The organism is Maribacter sp. Asnod2-G09 (assembly GCF_045063795.1).
Classification (GTDB): domain Bacteria; phylum Bacteroidota; class Bacteroidia; order Flavobacteriales; family Flavobacteriaceae; genus Maribacter.
Genome location: NZ_JBEFOA010000002.1, coordinates 266,925 through 282,583, shown reverse-complemented (window position 1 = coordinate 282,583; position 15,659 = coordinate 266,925). Strand labels below are relative to the sequence as shown.

Sequence of the window (15,659 nt, the reverse complement as noted above, 5' to 3'; positions counted from 1 at the left end):
TAAAAAATTAAAATGGCAAAAGAAAACAAAACAAATCCGAAAAAACCAAAGTTTAGCTCTTGGTGGATTTATGGATTAGTAGCAGTATTACTAATTGGATTTCAATTATTCAATAGTGATGATTTAGCTAGTACCAATAAAACGACTACTTCAGAATTACAACAGTACTTAAGAAATGGTGATGTAAAGAAGATTCTAATTATTACGAATACCAATCAAGCAAAAGTCTTTTTAAAAGATGAAGCTATTGCTAAAGATGTTCATAAAGATTTGAATGAAAAATCATTTCTACCATCTTCAGGTAATTTACCACAGTATACTTTAGACTATGGTGATCTTCAAATATTTCAAAATGAAATAACTGAAATCAAAAAAGAAAATAATTTAGATACGATTATTGAATTTGGTAAAGAATCTACAGCCATTTTAGATTTCTTACTATCCTTATTGCCATTTGTTCTAATCATTGGTATATGGATATATTTAATGCGTAGAATGTCTGGCGGCGGCGGCGGCGGCGCTGGAGGTCAAATATTTAATATCGGTAAATCTAAAGCCAAATTATTTGACGAAAAAACAGATACTAGAACATCTTTTAAAGATGTTGCCGGTCTAGAAGGTGCAAAAGAAGAAGTTGAAGAGATTGTAGATTTCTTAAGAAATCCAGACAAATACACTTCATTAGGTGGTAAAATTCCTAAAGGTGCATTATTAGTTGGCCCTCCTGGAACAGGTAAAACTCTATTGGCAAAAGCCGTTGCTGGTGAAGCTAAAGTGCCTTTCTTTTCTCTATCAGGTTCAGATTTCGTTGAAATGTTCGTAGGTGTTGGTGCTTCTAGAGTACGTGACCTTTTTAAACAAGCGAAAGACAAATCGCCAGCTATTATTTTCATTGATGAAATTGATGCTATCGGTAGAGCTAGAGGTAAAAATAATTTTACTGGTTCTAACGATGAGCGTGAAAATACATTGAACCAATTATTAACTGAAATGGATGGTTTCGGTACAAATACAAATGTTATTGTACTTGCAGCAACCAACCGTGCAGATGTATTGGATAAAGCTTTAATGCGTGCTGGTAGATTTGACAGACAAATTTATGTTGACCTTCCAGATATTCGTGAGCGTAAAGAAATTTTCGAAGTTCACTTAAGACCTATTAAAACTGCTGAAACTTTAGATTTAGATTTCTTAGCAAGACAAACACCCGGTTTCTCTGGTGCAGATATTGCAAATGTTTGTAACGAAGCAGCATTAATTGCAGCTCGTAATGAGAAAAAAGCGGTTACTAAACAAGATTTCTTAGATGCCGTAGATAGAATCGTTGGTGGTCTAGAAAAGAAAAATAAAATCATTACTCCTGGTGAGAAAGAAACTATAGCTTATCATGAAGCTGGTCACGCAACTACAAGTTGGATGTTAGAACATGCTGCTCCATTAGTTAAAGTGACAATAGTACCTAGAGGACAGTCACTAGGTGCCGCTTGGTATTTACCAGAAGAGCGCTTAATAGTTAGACCAGAACAAATGTTGGACGAAATGTGCGCAACAATGGGTGGTAGAGCTGCTGAAAAAGTTATTTTCAATAAAATATCTACTGGTGCATTAAGTGATTTAGAGAAAGTAACTAAGCAAGCTAGAGCCATGGTAACTATCTATGGTCTTAATGATGAAATAGGAAACATTACCTATTATGATTCTGCCGGACAAGATTCTTACGGTTTCTCAAAACCATATAGTGAAGATACCGCTCGAAAAATAGATGCCGAAATATCTAAAATAATAGAAGAGCAGTACCAAAGAGCAATTAAAGTACTTACAGATAATAAGGACAAATTAACGACTTTGGCCGAACGATTATTAGAGAAAGAAGTTATCTTTAAAGAAGATTTAGAAAAAATATTTGGTGTAAGAAATTTTGAAAAAGATATTCTAGCCTTAGAAAATAAAAAAAATCTTGAAAAGTTAAAGGATTCTGACACTGATTCAGATTCAGATTCAAAAACGGAAGAGGAAGAAATTACAGAGAATAAATAAAATTGCTGTACTTTAGTTTAGCAATTATTTCAACAACGTAAATGGGGTTTTTAGATATTTTATTTGGTGGTGGCAAGAAGAAAGTTTCGAAAGAAACTGCTGAAACGCGTGGCGACCACATGCCTGATTTAAATATTCCCGTTGATGAAAAATTTACGATCCATTTTAAGCAAAATGGGGGTAAGTTTATTTATTGCGATTCTGATGTAGAAGTTTCAAGAGCAATACAAAATATTGTTACAGAAAATAATTGGGAGAGTGAGCCTTTCTTTGTTCTCAATGAAAGGCTAGCCCAAAAATTTTCAAAAGAACCGATCACTTTTACAGATAAAGCTCGTAATAGTGAAGTTTTTTTTACCACTTGCGAGCATCTTATCGCTCAAAATGGAAGTATTCTTGTATGTTCTAATCAACTACACGAGAAAAAAGTAAATGAACTACCAAGCAACGTTGTAGTTTTCGCTACAACCAGCCAACTGGTAGAGTCTATAGGTGAGGGTCTAAAGACCATCAAGAAAAAATATGGTCAAAAAATACCGGCCAATATCACTACATTAAAACACTTTAAAGCTACCGCAGAAAATTCAGATGATTTTCTAACATATGGTAGTAGTACTAAAAATCTTTATCTTTTACTTCTGGAAGATTTATAGTATGAAAGAAATTTTAAGAAGGTCACTAACGGGGGCTGTCTACATTATATTATTATTGTCAGCAGTCTTTTTAAGTTCTGATGCTTTCGATTTTTTATTTATGACCTTTGGCTTGGCTTGTTTATACGAGTATAAAAAATTGGTTCATTTAAAAGGTTATCACATTTTTGCTGCGTATTTGGCATTATGGTGGGCTTTTATTTATCTGGTAAAAGACCAACAACTCATCAATATTTTAATGGTGATTACCATAGTTGTTGACATCTACCTTTTAATCAACCTGTTTACTAAGAAACCGATAAAATTCAATACTCCGATGAAGTTTATAGTCGGACTATTTTATATCGGCGGCGGATGTATCTTTCTAACAATGATACCTTACAAGAATGACGCCTTTGCCAAATTATTAATCATGGGCATCTTTATTCTAATATGGGTAAATGATTCTTTTGCGTATTTGGTAGGTAAAAGCATAGGCAGAACTAAATTATTTCCTTCAGTTTCTCCTAAGAAAACCATTGAAGGTACCTTAGGAGGCTTTATATTTGCACTTATAGCCGCATATTTGATGGCTACTTTTGAAGCTTTGATTAGCCCAATTCAATGGATGATACTTGCTACTGTTATTGTGGTTGCCGGTAGCTTGGGCGATTTAATAGAATCGAAATTAAAAAGAGCAGCCGGTGTTAAAGACAGTGGCGCTATATTACCAGGTCATGGTGGCATGTTAGACCGCTTAGATAGTTTGGTCTTTGCAGCACCATTTGCATATTTAACTTTAAATATATTTAGTTATGTTTCATAAGGAGGGACAAAAAATTATATTGTTTTCTTTTTGTTTAGTTGGGATCAGCGTACTCTTAGCTCATTACTTCATTGATATAGCATGGTTGAAACTAGCTATTCAGTTACTAGGCTTAGTGATATTGATAATCATTCTTCAGTTTTTTAGAAACCCTAAAAGAGTGGCAGCAAAAGATTTCAACGAAATTCTGTCTCCTGTAGATGGCAAGGTTGTTGTTATCGAAGAAGTATTTGAAAAAGAATTCTTTAAAGAGAAGAGAAGACAGGTTTCTATTTTTATGTCTCCGGTCAATGTTCACGTAACAAGATATCCAGTTACTGGTAGTATTACCTTTTCTAAATATCACCCAGGTAAATTTCTAGTTGCATGGCACCCTAAATCTAGTGAAGAAAACGAAAGAACTACGGTAGTAATAAAGACACCAAAATTTGGAGAAATATTATATCGACAAATAGCAGGTGCATTAGCGAGACGTATTGTTAATTATGCAGAAAAAGGGGAAAGTGTACAACAAGGTGATGATGCAGGATTTATAAAATTTGGTTCTAGAGTTGATTTATTTTTACCTTTAGATTGTCAGATAAATGTAAAGCTAAACCAGAAGGTTAAAGGCGCAGAGACCTGTATAGCTACTTATATTGACCCAAACGAGAATGAAGAAATTACGTATTGAATTTGAGGAAACCGTTGTTTTGGTCAATAATTTTACCGAACCGATACCGGCTGACATACTTCTAAAGTTATATGCTTATTACAAAATAGCCAACGCAAATTTTGACAATCCTGGTAGCAAAACTCCTTTAATCAATGCCTTTAAAGCCAATGCATTGTTTCAAGCCAAAAACATGAGCAAGAAAAAAGCGATGCAATCGTATATTGAACTAGCAACCAAAGAGCTAAAATTATAATTATCGATTATCTAAGCATTAGTTGACGTTGTCATTATATGGTTGAAAATAATTAGTAAACAATTGACCAACAAGCAATGAAAAAATTAGAAAAGATAAAGACCAATATTCTTCGCATTTCTATCGGTGTTGTGTATCTAATTTTTGGCTTTATAAAATTTATTCCACACTTGAGTCCGGCAGAAGATTTAGCCACTAATACAATTAGTATTCTAACCTTGGGAATTTTACCCTCACAGATTGGCTTGATTTCATTAGCAATAGGAGAAACTTTGATAGGCATCTTCCTTATAGCAAATTGGAAACCTAGACTATTTATTGGTATTGCAATAATTCATATAATTTTTACTTTTAGCCCATTATTCTTATTACCTGAAGAAATTTTTGGTAAAGGCGAATTAGTATTTACCCTAGCAGGGCAGTACATTTTCAAAAACATCATTATTTTAAGCGCTTTAATATCTTTGAAAATTGATTTAGATATTAATCTAAGAAGAAAAGCCACTCTAGCATCATCTTCAAATAAATTAGTAGCCATTAAAAATTAATGATATAAATCTTTTAAGTCAGCGTCGCTAAGAGAACAAAACAAATCATTTAGTTTTTGGCAAACGTCATAAAAAAAACGCTCTCCTTTGGCTGAAGTTGCAAACTCCGGATTACCTATACCAGTATCGCTACTTACTTTAGACCACTTTCTTTCTGCCCAAGCCCAACCTTCATTAAATGCTTCTATTTTGAATGACTTAGCACTACCACTACCCCATTTCTCTTTTGGTTGAACTAAATCAGGTCTCAAATAAAGCATCAAGCTCGTTTCCATTTCATCGGCATGGTCACCTTCTTCTTTAAAATATTTAGACTTATCTAGCATTGGCGGAAAAAAGCAAAAGCTTATAAACATATCAGGAAACAGCAAGCCCAACTCTCTTACAATAGGTTTAAAGTTATTACCACCATGACCATTGAAAAGTAGTAGCTTTTTAATGCCTTGCCTATTTAACACTGTCACCAAATCTTTAAGAATAGCCAATTGCGTTGACGGATTCAGATTCATATCTAAATAAATGTCACTCTGACCTGTGTTTACACCATAAGGAATGGTTGGTAGAACAATCACCTTCTTACCTTTGCTCCATGCTATTTTAGCAGCTGTTTCAACCATACTTTGCGCTTGATAATTATCTGTACCGTATGGCAAATGATAATTATGAGCCTCTGTAGCACCCCAAGGCAAAACTGCCAATTCTATTTGTTCATCTTTTAAATGTTCCCAGTTTGTTTCGGCAAGTACATAAGGTCTGATCATGGTATTAAAGATACTATTAAAGCATAAAAAAACCCTTGAAATTACTCAAGGGTTCCTATATTTTTTGATAAATATGGTTTCTTAAATCTGACTTATAAGACTTTCTTACCTGATATGATATTGTAAAGAATAACAATAACTGCAATCACCAATAGTATATGTACTAAACTACCTGTTGCAAGACCAGGAACAATACCTAACATTCCCAATAACCATATAATTATACAAATAACTGCTACTAACCATAATAGACTTCTCATAATGTGTTTTTTTTAGATTGTTTATATGACAAATTTAAAGGGATTACCTCTGTTTGCTTAACTCAAATCAATTGATTACTAGCTCAAAATCAGCGTGATAATCAGTACTCGAGCAATTAAAAACACTTATAATCAGCAATTTATACTAACTTTTCTTTAAAAAATTCAATAGTACGTGACCACGCCAGTTCTGCTGCAGGCTCATCATATCTTGGTGTAGATGTATTATGAAACCCATGATTTACATTATCATAGAAATAAGCAACATTCTCTCTACCTAATTCATTCAATGCCTTTTCGTAAGCTGGCCATCCGGCGTTTACACGTTCGTCTAAACCTGCATACTGCAACATCAAAGGTGCATTTATATTTTCTATTCCTTCTGTTGGCTGACCACCATAAAAAGGTACAGCAGCTGCCAAATCTGGTACTTTTACTGCCATCATGTTAGAAATCCATCCACCGAAACAAAAACCTACAACTCCTATTTTACCATTGCAGCTTTCATGATTTTTTAAATATTCAAATGCGGCTATAAAATCTTCTAACATTTCATCTCTATCTCGCGTTTTCTGCATCGCACGACCTTCATCGTCATTACCCGGATAACCACCAAGCGGACTCAATGCATCTGGAGCAATGGTTACAAAACCTGCCAAAGCTGCTCTTCTCGCTGTATCTTCTACATACGGATTCAATCCCCTATTTTCATGAACCACTACGATACCTGGCAATTTACCGTCTGCCGATTTTGGCTTGGATAGTAATGCATTGATTTCACCGCCGCCTTTAGAAGAATCATAAGTAATAAAATCGGAATCTAAATCTGGATTATTTTTATCTACTAAGAAGGTATTCTCGTAATCGGGCATCAAAAAACTCATTAATGAAGGCACTGTTAGACCGCCTACAGCGTACATTGACAATTTCTGCACAAAGTCACGGCGTTCTAATTTATTATGTGCATAAGCGTCATAAAGGTCAAATACCTCTTGCTTAATATCTTCTTTTTTTAGTGGTTTCATTTTCTAGCTTTTTTTGTTCTATTTAAAAGTACGAAAACAACATGACTGCCTAAATACTTTTAACAATAGAAAAAGCCTCATTCCCAATTAAATAGGAATGAGGCTTTACTAATTTATACAATTAAAGTACTAGCTTAAACTTGCTAAACTCTTTTCTAAAGTTTCAATTTTAGCTTCAGCATCTGCCAACTTTTGGCGCTCTATTGCAATTACCTTCTCAGGTGCATTGTTTACAAATCGCTCATTAGAAAGTTTCTTCTGAACCGAGATTAAAAAGCCTTTAGTATATTTCAATTCTTCATTAATCTTAACAATTTCAGCTTCAACATCAATCGCACCTTCCATTGGCACAAAGTATTCGTTACTTTTTACACGGAACGTTAATGCACCTTCTAACTGCTCTTTTACATAACTGATTTCAGATATATTGGTCAGTTTCGAAATAACAACATCCCAACGGCTACTTGCTTCCTCAGAATTTAGAACTGATAACTCCAACGATTCTTTCATCGGAATATTCTTGTTTTTTCTAATGGTTCTTACTCCTGCAATTACCTCAGCGGCAAAATCGAACTGGGCTATTAACTCTTCATCAATTTTACCTACGTTAGGCCATTTGGCTATCACCAATGCCTCACTCTTGTCTCTTTTTGCAATATGCTGCCAAACTTCTTCTGTCAAAAATGGCATAAATGGGTGCAACAACTTCAAGTTCTGTTCAAATAATTGAATCACCTTATCATAAGTGGTTCTATCTATTGGCTGTTGGTAGGCAGGTTTAATTATCTCTAACAACGAAGAGCTATAATCGTCCCAAACCAATTTATAGATTGACATTAAAGCATCAGAAATACGGAATTTACTAAAATGATCTTCAATTTCTATCAAGGTCTTATTCAGCTTAGACTCGTACCACTCTAAACCAAGCTTAGAAGCTTCTGGTTGTGGAATATCTGCAATTTCCCAACCTTGAACCAGTCTAAAGCCGTTCCAGATCTTATTGGCAAAGTTTTTTCCCTGCTGACAGAGATCTTCATCGAACATTAAATCGTTACCTGCAGCTGCAGACATCAACATTCCTACACGAACTCCGTCTGCACCGTAATCTTCGATTAACTTTAAAGCATCAGGCGAATTACCTAACGACTTTGACATTTTTCTACGTTGCTTGTCTCTCACCAATCCGGTGAAGTAAACATTTTCAAAAGGTTTCTCGCCTCTAAATTCATATCCGGCAACAATCATTCTTGCTACCCAGAAAAATAAAATATCTGGACCAGTTACTAAATCGTTTGTTGGGTAGTAATAGTTTATCTCTTCATTATCTGGCTCTAGAATACCGCCAAATACACTCATTGGCCACAACCACGATGAAAACCAAGTATCTAAAACATCGGCATCTTGTCGTAAATCACTTTCCTTTAAATCTGACTTACCAGATTTTTCTTTAGCAAGTTTTAATGCATCTGCTACATTAGCCGCTACAACAAAATCTTCTTGACCGTCACCAAAGTAGAAAGCTGGTATTTGCTGACCCCACCATAATTGTCTAGAAATATTCCAATCGCGAACATTCTCCATCCAATGACGGTATGTGTTTTCAAATTTCTTCGGATGAAGTTTAACATCACCACTCTCCATCACTGCTTCTAAAGCCGGTTTTGCCAAATCTTCCATTTTAAGGAACCACTGATCTGACAATTTAGGTTCAATAACAGCCTTGGTTCTTTCTGAAGTACCTACTTTATTAATGTGAGTCTCGGTCTTAACCAGAATACCTAAACTTTCTAATTCTTTAGAAATTTCTTTTCTTACAACAAAACGATCTTTACCCTCATAATGCAAACCAAAACTATTTAAGGTCGCATCGTCATTGAAAATATCGATAGTTTCTAAATTGTGTTTTTCACCAAGTGCCTTATCGTTGATATCATGTGCAGGCGTTACTTTTAAACACCCTGTACCAAATTCAATATCAACATAGTCATCTTCAATTATCGGTATTACTCTATTACAAATAGGAACAATTACCTTTTTGCCTTTTAGATGTGTGAATCGTTCATCATTCGGGTTAATACATATAGCAGTATCACCTAATATTGTTTCTGGTCTTGTGGTTGCAATCGTTACTTTTTCGTCAGAACCCTCAATAGCATAGGATAGATAATACAACAATCCTTGTTTTTCTTCATAGACAACCTCTTCATCTGACAAAGTTGTTTGAGCTTCTGGATCCCAATTCACCATTCTATACCCACGATAAATCAAGCCTTTATTATAAAGATCTATAAATACCTTGATAACGCTATCATAGCGTTCTTGATCCATAGTGAACGCAGTACGGTCCCAATCGCAAGAACAACCTAATTTCTTTAATTGCTCAAGAATAATCCCGCCATATTCATTTGTCCAATCCCAAGCATGTTTTAAAAACTCATCTCTTGTAAGATCGTTTTTATTAATGCCTTGTTCTTTTAATTTAGCTACAACTTTCGCTTCTGTAGCAATAGAGGCATGGTCTGTACCAGGCACCCAACATGCATTTTTGCCTAAAAGACGAGCTCGTCTGATCAACACATCTTGTATGGTATTATTCAGCATGTGCCCCATGTGTAATATACCCGTTACGTTTGGCGGTGGTATTACAATACTATAAGGTTCTCTGTCATCTGGTACAGAATGAAAGTAACCGTTTTTCATCCAGTAATCATACCAATGAGATTCTGTGGACTGCGGATTATATTTTGAAGGAATTTCCATTTTTTGGAACAGTTTTTGAATAATAATAAAATAGGTCATTAAAAATAAAGCCGAATTGACATTCTAACGGTCATTTCAGCTGAATTTTACCTAAACATAAATACGAAACAAAAATAAGTAACGTTAGAGTATAACAAAAGGATTTTGAGGTTGATCTGAAAAGATTTAATTTTGACATCCACCCAAAATTAGAAATGATGAAAAAAATAGTACTTGTATTATTTGTAGGCTTACTAGGATTTAGCTTAACAGCACAAGATGCTGCTGCCAAAATAGAGTTTAAATCTGAAACTGTTGATTACGGCGAAATCGCGAAAGGATCTGACGGAGTAAGAGTTTTTGAATTTACAAACACAGGAACTGCGCCACTTATCGTGAGTAAAGTAAGTTCTAGTTGTGGTTGTACCATTCCAAAAAAACCAGAAGACCCAATTTTACCAGGTAAAACAGGTGAGATTCAGGTAAAATATGATACCAATAGAGTTGGTCCTATCCGTAAAGCAATTACGGTAATATCTAACGCTGACACTCCTACTAAGGTTTTAAAAATCAAAGGAGAAGTTCAAGCTACTACTGGTACCAAATAAAAGAACTTTTTAGAAAACAAAAAGCCCAACTGAGAAGTTGGGCTTTTTTTATGCGCTATTGTTCATCAAACAAAGGCTTTAGAACAAAACTAAAAAGCAGATCGTTATCATATCGCTCTACTAAGACCTTCACTCGTTTATCTTTTTTGAAATTTAGCATATGCATAATCTCTTGTAATTTATACCTGTGGATGCGTTTGCCGTTCACTGCCAAAATAACATCGCCTTCTCGCAAGCCTGCCGAATGTGCCGGACTCCCCTGACGTATACCCGAAACGATTATCTCTGGCACCAAGCTTAATCTTGTAGCACCCTGAAGTATAATTTGCACATCGCCATATGTTTTGGCTTCACTATTTACCACACCATTCGAATCGGTAATTCGTTCTGACACATAACGCATACCTGCATGTTGCAAATCAATTCCGCTAATATTATATTGAAACAGTTTGCCGAAATTGGCATTCTTGGTCATTATCAATTTTTCATTTCTATAATCGAATACTACATTAAAACGTTTTATAACCTCACCACCCAAGCTTCCGTTTCTACCTCCAAAATCTGAAATAGTTGTAAAAGTCTCCATATCTGGGAAAGCCGCCTTGGCATCACTCAATACAAAATCTGCAATCTTTAAATGACTGATTTTTGTTCGCTTGCCAAAAATATCACCAGCAAGACCTTTTCCTAAAAAATCTTGATAATGCTTTTCGGGTAATTGAATTCTTTCATCTTCAAATAGCCAAACCGCATCGCTACTACCGGTATCCAATAACATTTTTACAGGTATCTCCTCATTCTTACCAATCATCACAAAAGCATCTAAATATGCCTTCTTTCTAATGACCGACATATCTACAACCCTAGTCTTCTTTGACTTTTTATATTTATATAGCTCTGGGTCATGAAATTTGATGGTTTGCTTTACATAATTTATATCAACAACAAAATCGCGAAATAAGTCATAACCAATTATACCATGCACCGGAATACCTAAACTTGGCGAAAAGTTTATACCAGCATCCATTACAACATAAATGTTTTGTGAGACATTCTTAACATTGCCCAACTGAACAAAATTTCCGGTTGATTTTAATGCGTTAATAGGGTCGCCATCACCTAACCCATTAATTGTAATTTCTGTAACGTTATTTAACTGAATAGAATCTTGGTCAGCTAAATTGAATAATATAGGTGTACCAACACCAGAATCTAATACGAAGGACAACTCCGTTCCATTAACATCAATAGGTATGACCATTAGGTTATTAATGAGCTCAAACTTGACTTTATGAAATTTCTTTCCTGCAGGTAATTGATAGGTTTGTGCTATTCCTGAAAAGGAAAAACAACATGACAAAAGAAATAAAAGAACGGTATATTTTCGTAACATAATCTGTATGAATTAGTTAACCCTTTTTAAGATACATAATAATTTGATACAGCACCTAATTTTAACACGATAAGTAAAACCAAATAAAAGCCTAATTACTTTGTAAGAACCATAATCATTTATCACTTTTGTGTAAAATTCAATTTATATGCCATCTGTTTCAAACAAGGGGCTTACCATGCCTCAATCGCCCATAAGAAAGTTAGTTCCGTTTGCTGAAAGTGCAAAAAAAAGAGGAATTAATGTCATTCATTTGAACATTGGGCAACCAGATATAAAAACGCCCCAACAAGCTTTAGACGCTGTAAAAAATAATAACATTAATGTATTAGAATACAGTCGTACCGAGGGCTCTGAGGAGTTTCGAACAAAAATTGCAAAGTATTATCTTAAAAATGATATACCTGTAAGTGCAACAGATATTATCGTTACTACCGGTGGCTCTGAAGCTTTGTCTTTTGCAATGAATACCATTGCAGACACCGATGACGAAATTATAATTCCTGAACCATTTTACGCCAACTATAATGGGTTTGCCACTGCCTGTGGTGTAACAGTTGTTCCTGTAGTTTCAAAAATTGAAGATAATTTTGCTCTTCCACCAATAGAAGATTTTGAAAAATTAATTACACCTAGAACTAAAGCTATATTAATATGCAACCCTGGCAACCCAACGGGATATTTATATAGTAAAGAAGAAATTCAAAAATTAGCTGCATTAGTTAAAAAGCACAATATCTACCTAGTTGCAGATGAAGTTTATAGAGAATTTACCTATGATAATAAAACTCATGCTTCAATATTAAAAGAAGAAGGTTTAGCGGATCACGCCATTGTTATTGATTCGGTTTCTAAAAGATATAGCATGTGTGGCGCACGTATTGGCTACTTGGTTTCTAAAAATAAAGAATTTATAGCCACGGCAATGAAATTTGCACAGGCAAGACTATCGCCACCTACCTATGCACAAATAGCAAGTGAGGCAGCTTTAGATACCCCAGATAGCTATTTTGCCGAAGTAAAAACAGAATATGTTGCAAGAAGAAATATACTTATTGCGGAGTTAAAAAAGATTGAAGGTATTAAAATAGCAAGACCTCAAGGCGCATTTTACTGTATAGCGGAACTACCTATTAAAGATGCCGATCACTTTGCACAGTGGTTGTTAGAAGATTTCAACATAGATAACGAAACAGTTATGGTAGCGCCTGCAGCAGGATTTTATGCCACTGAGGGTTTAGGTAAGAACCAAATTAGAATTGCCTATGTTCTTGACCAAGAAAGTTTAAAAAGAGCTGTTTTTATTTTAAAAGAAGCGCTTAAAAGCTACAAGGGCTAATGATTGTACATGAACACTTTTCTCTAAAAAACTACAATACTTTCGGTATTGATGCTATAGCAAGATTCTTTGTTGAAGTGAGCTCTGTCGAAGAATTACAAGATGTGTTGAGCAACCAAGATTATGATAGAAAAATTGTAATTGGTGGTGGTAGCAATATGTTGCTTTCGGATCGTATTGAAGCGTTGTTTATTCATGTAGCTTTAAAAGGAAAAAAAATTATATCAGAATCTACCGATAACGTACAAGTAAAGGTTATGGCAGGTGAGAATTGGCACGAGCTAGTCATGTGGACACTTGATCATAATTTTGGGGGATTAGAGAATATGTCTTTAATACCTGGTAATACCGGTACTGCGCCTATACAAAATATTGGTGCCTATGGTGTTGAATTGAAAGATTGCTTTGTTAGCTGTGAAGTTATAAGAATTGAAGACCAGCAGTTGGTCACGTTAACTAAAGAAGAATGTAAATTCGGTTACCGAGATTCGTTTTTTAAGAATGAAGGAAAAGACCAATTCGTTATCACATCGGTCACTTTTTCATTTACCAAAACAGAACACAAAATTAATTCTGGTTACGGTGCAATTGAAGGGCAATTAGAAAAAGAGTCGATAGCAAACCCGACAATTAAAGATATTTCTAATGCCGTGATCGCTATTAGACAGCAAAAATTACCTGACCCGAAAGTATTAGGTAATAGTGGTAGTTTTTTTAAAAACCCAATAGTTGAAAAAGAAATTTTTGAAGATTTTGCCTTAAAGAATCCTGATGCTCCTTTTTATAAGATAACTGATGAGTTATATAAAATTCCGGCAGGTTGGTTAATTGAGCAATGCGGATTTAAAGGAAAACGTTTTGGTGATGCAGGAGTTCATAAAAATCAAGCTTTAGTACTTGTAAACTATGACAATGCAACCGGAAAAGATATTCTAGATTTAGCAGCAAAAATTATTGATGCCGTTAAAACGAAATTCAATATAGAGATAAGTCCTGAGGTTAATTTAATAAAATAACCCCTGTAAAAAATTACAAGGGTTATTACCAAACCAAACCAACCAAAACAAAGTGGGCAGTTACCAGCCGACCACTTATTCAATATATATTTTCATAAAACGCATCGTTAACAATCAATTTTATAATTTAGCGTTTAATCATATACGGTTCAATCTTAGCATTTGGATGTCCATCTTAAAAAAATATGCACATCTTTTAAATTATGAGCACTCTATTAGAAAATCATATTGTTGAATTATTACAAGAAAGAAACGAAAAAGCGATTTCTCTCTTGTACGATAATTATGCCGACACCCTACTAGGTGTGGCAAACAAGGTTGTGCGTGATCCCGATTTGGCTCAAGATGTAGTTCAAGAATCTTTTGTGAAGATTTGGAAAAAAGCAGATTCATACGATCCTAAAAAAGCAAAGCTTTTTACATGGCTTTTTAGAATTACGAGAAATACCGCTATTGACAAATTAAGAAGTGTCAACACAAAATCTGATAAAGAAATCCAAATAGACGTTTCTGACGTATATACTTTAGGCGTAGAAAGTACAAGACCTGAGTTAATGGATGTAAGAGAACATCTAGACAAAATTGAAGATAAATATCAAATTGTTCTAGAAGCTCTTTTCTTTCAAGGTATGACCCAACAAGAAGCAAGTGATGAGTTGGATATTCCTTTAGGAACTATTAAATCTAGACTTAAAATTGGATTACGCGAATTAGGTAAAATCTATGGTCCTGCCGTAGTTGCCATGTTATTAAATTTCGTATTATGAAAGACAAAATAAGAATATTCCTTGATTCTGATTTATTAGAAAAGTACCTATTGGGAACAACTACTGATTTGGAAAGCCTTCAGGTAGAGCGCTATATTGCTATGTACCCAGAGGTAAGGGAAACATATAGTGAATTACAGGATAATCTTGAAATTTTCGCCAAGCTTCACGCAATTGAAGCCCCACAAGGTTTAAAAGATAAAATTAATTCAAGAATTAAAGCTGAGCGTAAGGGCAGAAAAAGATTCTATAGTTATGCCATTGCTGCAAGTATTACAGCTATAATGTTTATCGGTATCTCTACTTTCTTCTGGAATCAAAACCAGAGTTTGCAAGAAGAGAACAGTGTTGTTAGCAATAAGATAAAATTGCTTGAAGAAAACATGAAAGAGCAGTTAGAAGATGTACGTAACCAGTTTATCGTTCTAAACAATCCTCAAACTAAAAAATATAACGTTAAGGGTAATCAGAAAGCAAAAGACTTAAAGGCTGTTGCTTACATAAACCCTGTTAAGAAGTTATCATATATTAACGTAAGCAAATTACCTCATATACCTGAAAGCCAGTGTTTTCAAATGTGGGCAGAGGTTAACGGTAAAATGATTAATCTAGGTATTATTGAAGAAGCCGGTGATCAACAAAAGCTACTAGCATTACCATATGCTGAAAATGCTGTTGGTTATATTACAATTGAGCAAAAAGGTGGTAACCATGCACCTAACGTAGAAAACATAGTTGCGAACATAGCTTACTAAGCTTTCACACATAAAGTATTCTTAAAGCCCCATTTTTGGGGCTTT

16 protein-coding genes are annotated in these 15,659 nt (G+C 34.6%); 11 read left to right on the top strand and 5 right to left on the bottom strand.

Annotated features, from left to right (window positions below; all coding sequences use genetic code 11):
- Nucleotides 1-12: 12 nt before the first annotated feature.
- The 6 genes from ftsH to ACJJVT_RS01205 all read left to right on the top strand — a co-directional run bounded on the left by ftsH (nt 13) and on the right by ACJJVT_RS01205 (nt 4,951).
- Nucleotides 13-2,037 (top strand): ATP-dependent zinc metalloprotease FtsH, encoded by a 2,025-nt coding sequence (ftsH, locus tag ACJJVT_RS01230; protein WP_405395782.1) that lies wholly within the window; start codon nt 13-15, stop codon nt 2,035-2,037.
- A 41-nt stretch (nt 2,038-2,078) separates the two neighbouring features.
- Complete coding sequence (locus ACJJVT_RS01225) at nt 2,079-2,690, top strand: LUD domain-containing protein (protein WP_405395779.1); 612 nt, start codon at nt 2,079-2,081, stop codon at nt 2,688-2,690.
- A gap of 1 nt (nt 2,691) precedes the next feature.
- Complete coding sequence (locus tag ACJJVT_RS01220; RefSeq protein ID WP_324025687.1) at nt 2,692-3,495, top strand: phosphatidate cytidylyltransferase; 804 nt, start codon at nt 2,692-2,694, stop codon at nt 3,493-3,495.
- The gene (locus ACJJVT_RS01215; protein WP_405395777.1) at nt 3,485-4,168 is read left to right on the top strand and encodes a phosphatidylserine decarboxylase family protein; all 684 of its coding nucleotides are present in this window, start codon (nt 3,485-3,487) and stop codon (nt 4,166-4,168) included. The genes ACJJVT_RS01220 and ACJJVT_RS01215 overlap by 11 nt, the downstream gene beginning before the upstream one ends.
- Nucleotides 4,149-4,403 carry an acyl-CoA-binding protein gene (locus ACJJVT_RS01210; RefSeq protein WP_405395776.1) on the top strand — a complete coding sequence of 85 codons (255 nt, stop codon included), beginning with the start codon at nt 4,149-4,151 and terminating at the stop codon, nt 4,401-4,403. Before ACJJVT_RS01215 ends, ACJJVT_RS01210 begins: the two co-directional genes overlap by 20 nt.
- 77 nt (nt 4,404-4,480) lie before the next feature.
- Entirely contained in the window at nt 4,481-4,951 is a 471-nt protein-coding gene (locus tag ACJJVT_RS01205) for a doxx family protein (protein ID WP_405395773.1), read from the top strand.
- On the opposite strand, the gene ACJJVT_RS01200 is transcribed toward ACJJVT_RS01205, so the two are convergent.
- The 4 genes from ACJJVT_RS01200 to ACJJVT_RS01185 all read right to left on the bottom strand — a co-directional run bounded on the left by ACJJVT_RS01200 (nt 4,948) and on the right by ACJJVT_RS01185 (nt 9,757).
- Nucleotides 4,948-5,712, bottom strand: coding sequence for a creatininase family protein (locus ACJJVT_RS01200; protein WP_405395770.1), 765 nt, complete (start codon nt 5,710-5,712; stop codon nt 4,948-4,950). The genes ACJJVT_RS01205 and ACJJVT_RS01200 overlap by 4 nt on opposite strands.
- Nucleotides 5,713-5,804: 92 nt before the next feature.
- Nucleotides 5,805-5,972, bottom strand: a complete 168-nt coding sequence (locus tag ACJJVT_RS01195) for a lmo0937 family membrane protein (RefSeq protein ID WP_027067903.1) — start codon at nt 5,970-5,972, stop codon at nt 5,805-5,807.
- A 140-nt stretch (nt 5,973-6,112) separates the two neighbouring features.
- Nucleotides 6,113-6,997 carry a dienelactone hydrolase family protein gene (locus ACJJVT_RS01190; RefSeq protein ID WP_405395768.1) on the bottom strand — a complete coding sequence of 295 codons (885 nt, stop codon included), beginning with the start codon at nt 6,995-6,997 and terminating at the stop codon, nt 6,113-6,115.
- A 129-nt stretch (nt 6,998-7,126) separates the two neighbouring features.
- Entirely contained in the window at nt 7,127-9,757 is a 2,631-nt protein-coding gene (locus ACJJVT_RS01185) for a valine--tRNA ligase (RefSeq protein WP_405395765.1), read from the bottom strand.
- Between the two features lie 194 nt (nt 9,758-9,951).
- Between ACJJVT_RS01185 and ACJJVT_RS01180 the strand changes: the two genes are divergently transcribed.
- Complete coding sequence (locus tag ACJJVT_RS01180; protein ID WP_084135100.1) at nt 9,952-10,344, top strand: DUF1573 domain-containing protein; 393 nt, start codon at nt 9,952-9,954, stop codon at nt 10,342-10,344.
- Nucleotides 10,345-10,399: 55 nt separating this feature from the next.
- Here ACJJVT_RS01180 and ACJJVT_RS01175 read toward each other — a convergent pair whose 3' ends face one another.
- A complete protein-coding gene (locus tag ACJJVT_RS01175) occupies nt 10,400-11,737 on the bottom strand; it encodes an aspartyl protease family protein (protein WP_405395762.1) in 1,338 nt (445 codons plus the stop codon).
- 148 nt (nt 11,738-11,885) lie between these two features.
- Here ACJJVT_RS01175 and ACJJVT_RS01170 point away from each other — a divergent pair, with 148 nt between their 5' ends.
- The 4 genes from ACJJVT_RS01170 to ACJJVT_RS01155 all read left to right on the top strand — a co-directional run bounded on the left by ACJJVT_RS01170 (nt 11,886) and on the right by ACJJVT_RS01155 (nt 15,614).
- Nucleotides 11,886-13,076 carry a pyridoxal phosphate-dependent aminotransferase gene (locus tag ACJJVT_RS01170; protein WP_405395760.1) on the top strand — a complete coding sequence of 397 codons (1,191 nt, stop codon included), beginning with the start codon at nt 11,886-11,888 and terminating at the stop codon, nt 13,074-13,076.
- Nucleotides 13,076-14,092 (top strand): UDP-N-acetylmuramate dehydrogenase, encoded by a 1,017-nt coding sequence (murB, locus tag ACJJVT_RS01165; RefSeq protein ID WP_405395757.1) that lies wholly within the window; start codon nt 13,076-13,078, stop codon nt 14,090-14,092. The genes ACJJVT_RS01170 and murB overlap by 1 nt, the downstream gene beginning before the upstream one ends.
- 203 nt (nt 14,093-14,295) lie before the next feature.
- Nucleotides 14,296-14,859 carry an RNA polymerase sigma factor gene (locus ACJJVT_RS01160; protein WP_036156031.1) on the top strand — a complete coding sequence of 188 codons (564 nt, stop codon included), beginning with the start codon at nt 14,296-14,298 and terminating at the stop codon, nt 14,857-14,859.
- Nucleotides 14,856-15,614, top strand: coding sequence for an anti-sigma factor domain-containing protein (locus ACJJVT_RS01155; protein ID WP_133688773.1), 759 nt, complete (start codon nt 14,856-14,858; stop codon nt 15,612-15,614). The genes ACJJVT_RS01160 and ACJJVT_RS01155 overlap by 4 nt, the downstream gene beginning before the upstream one ends.
- Nucleotides 15,615-15,659 lie beyond the last annotated feature (45 nt).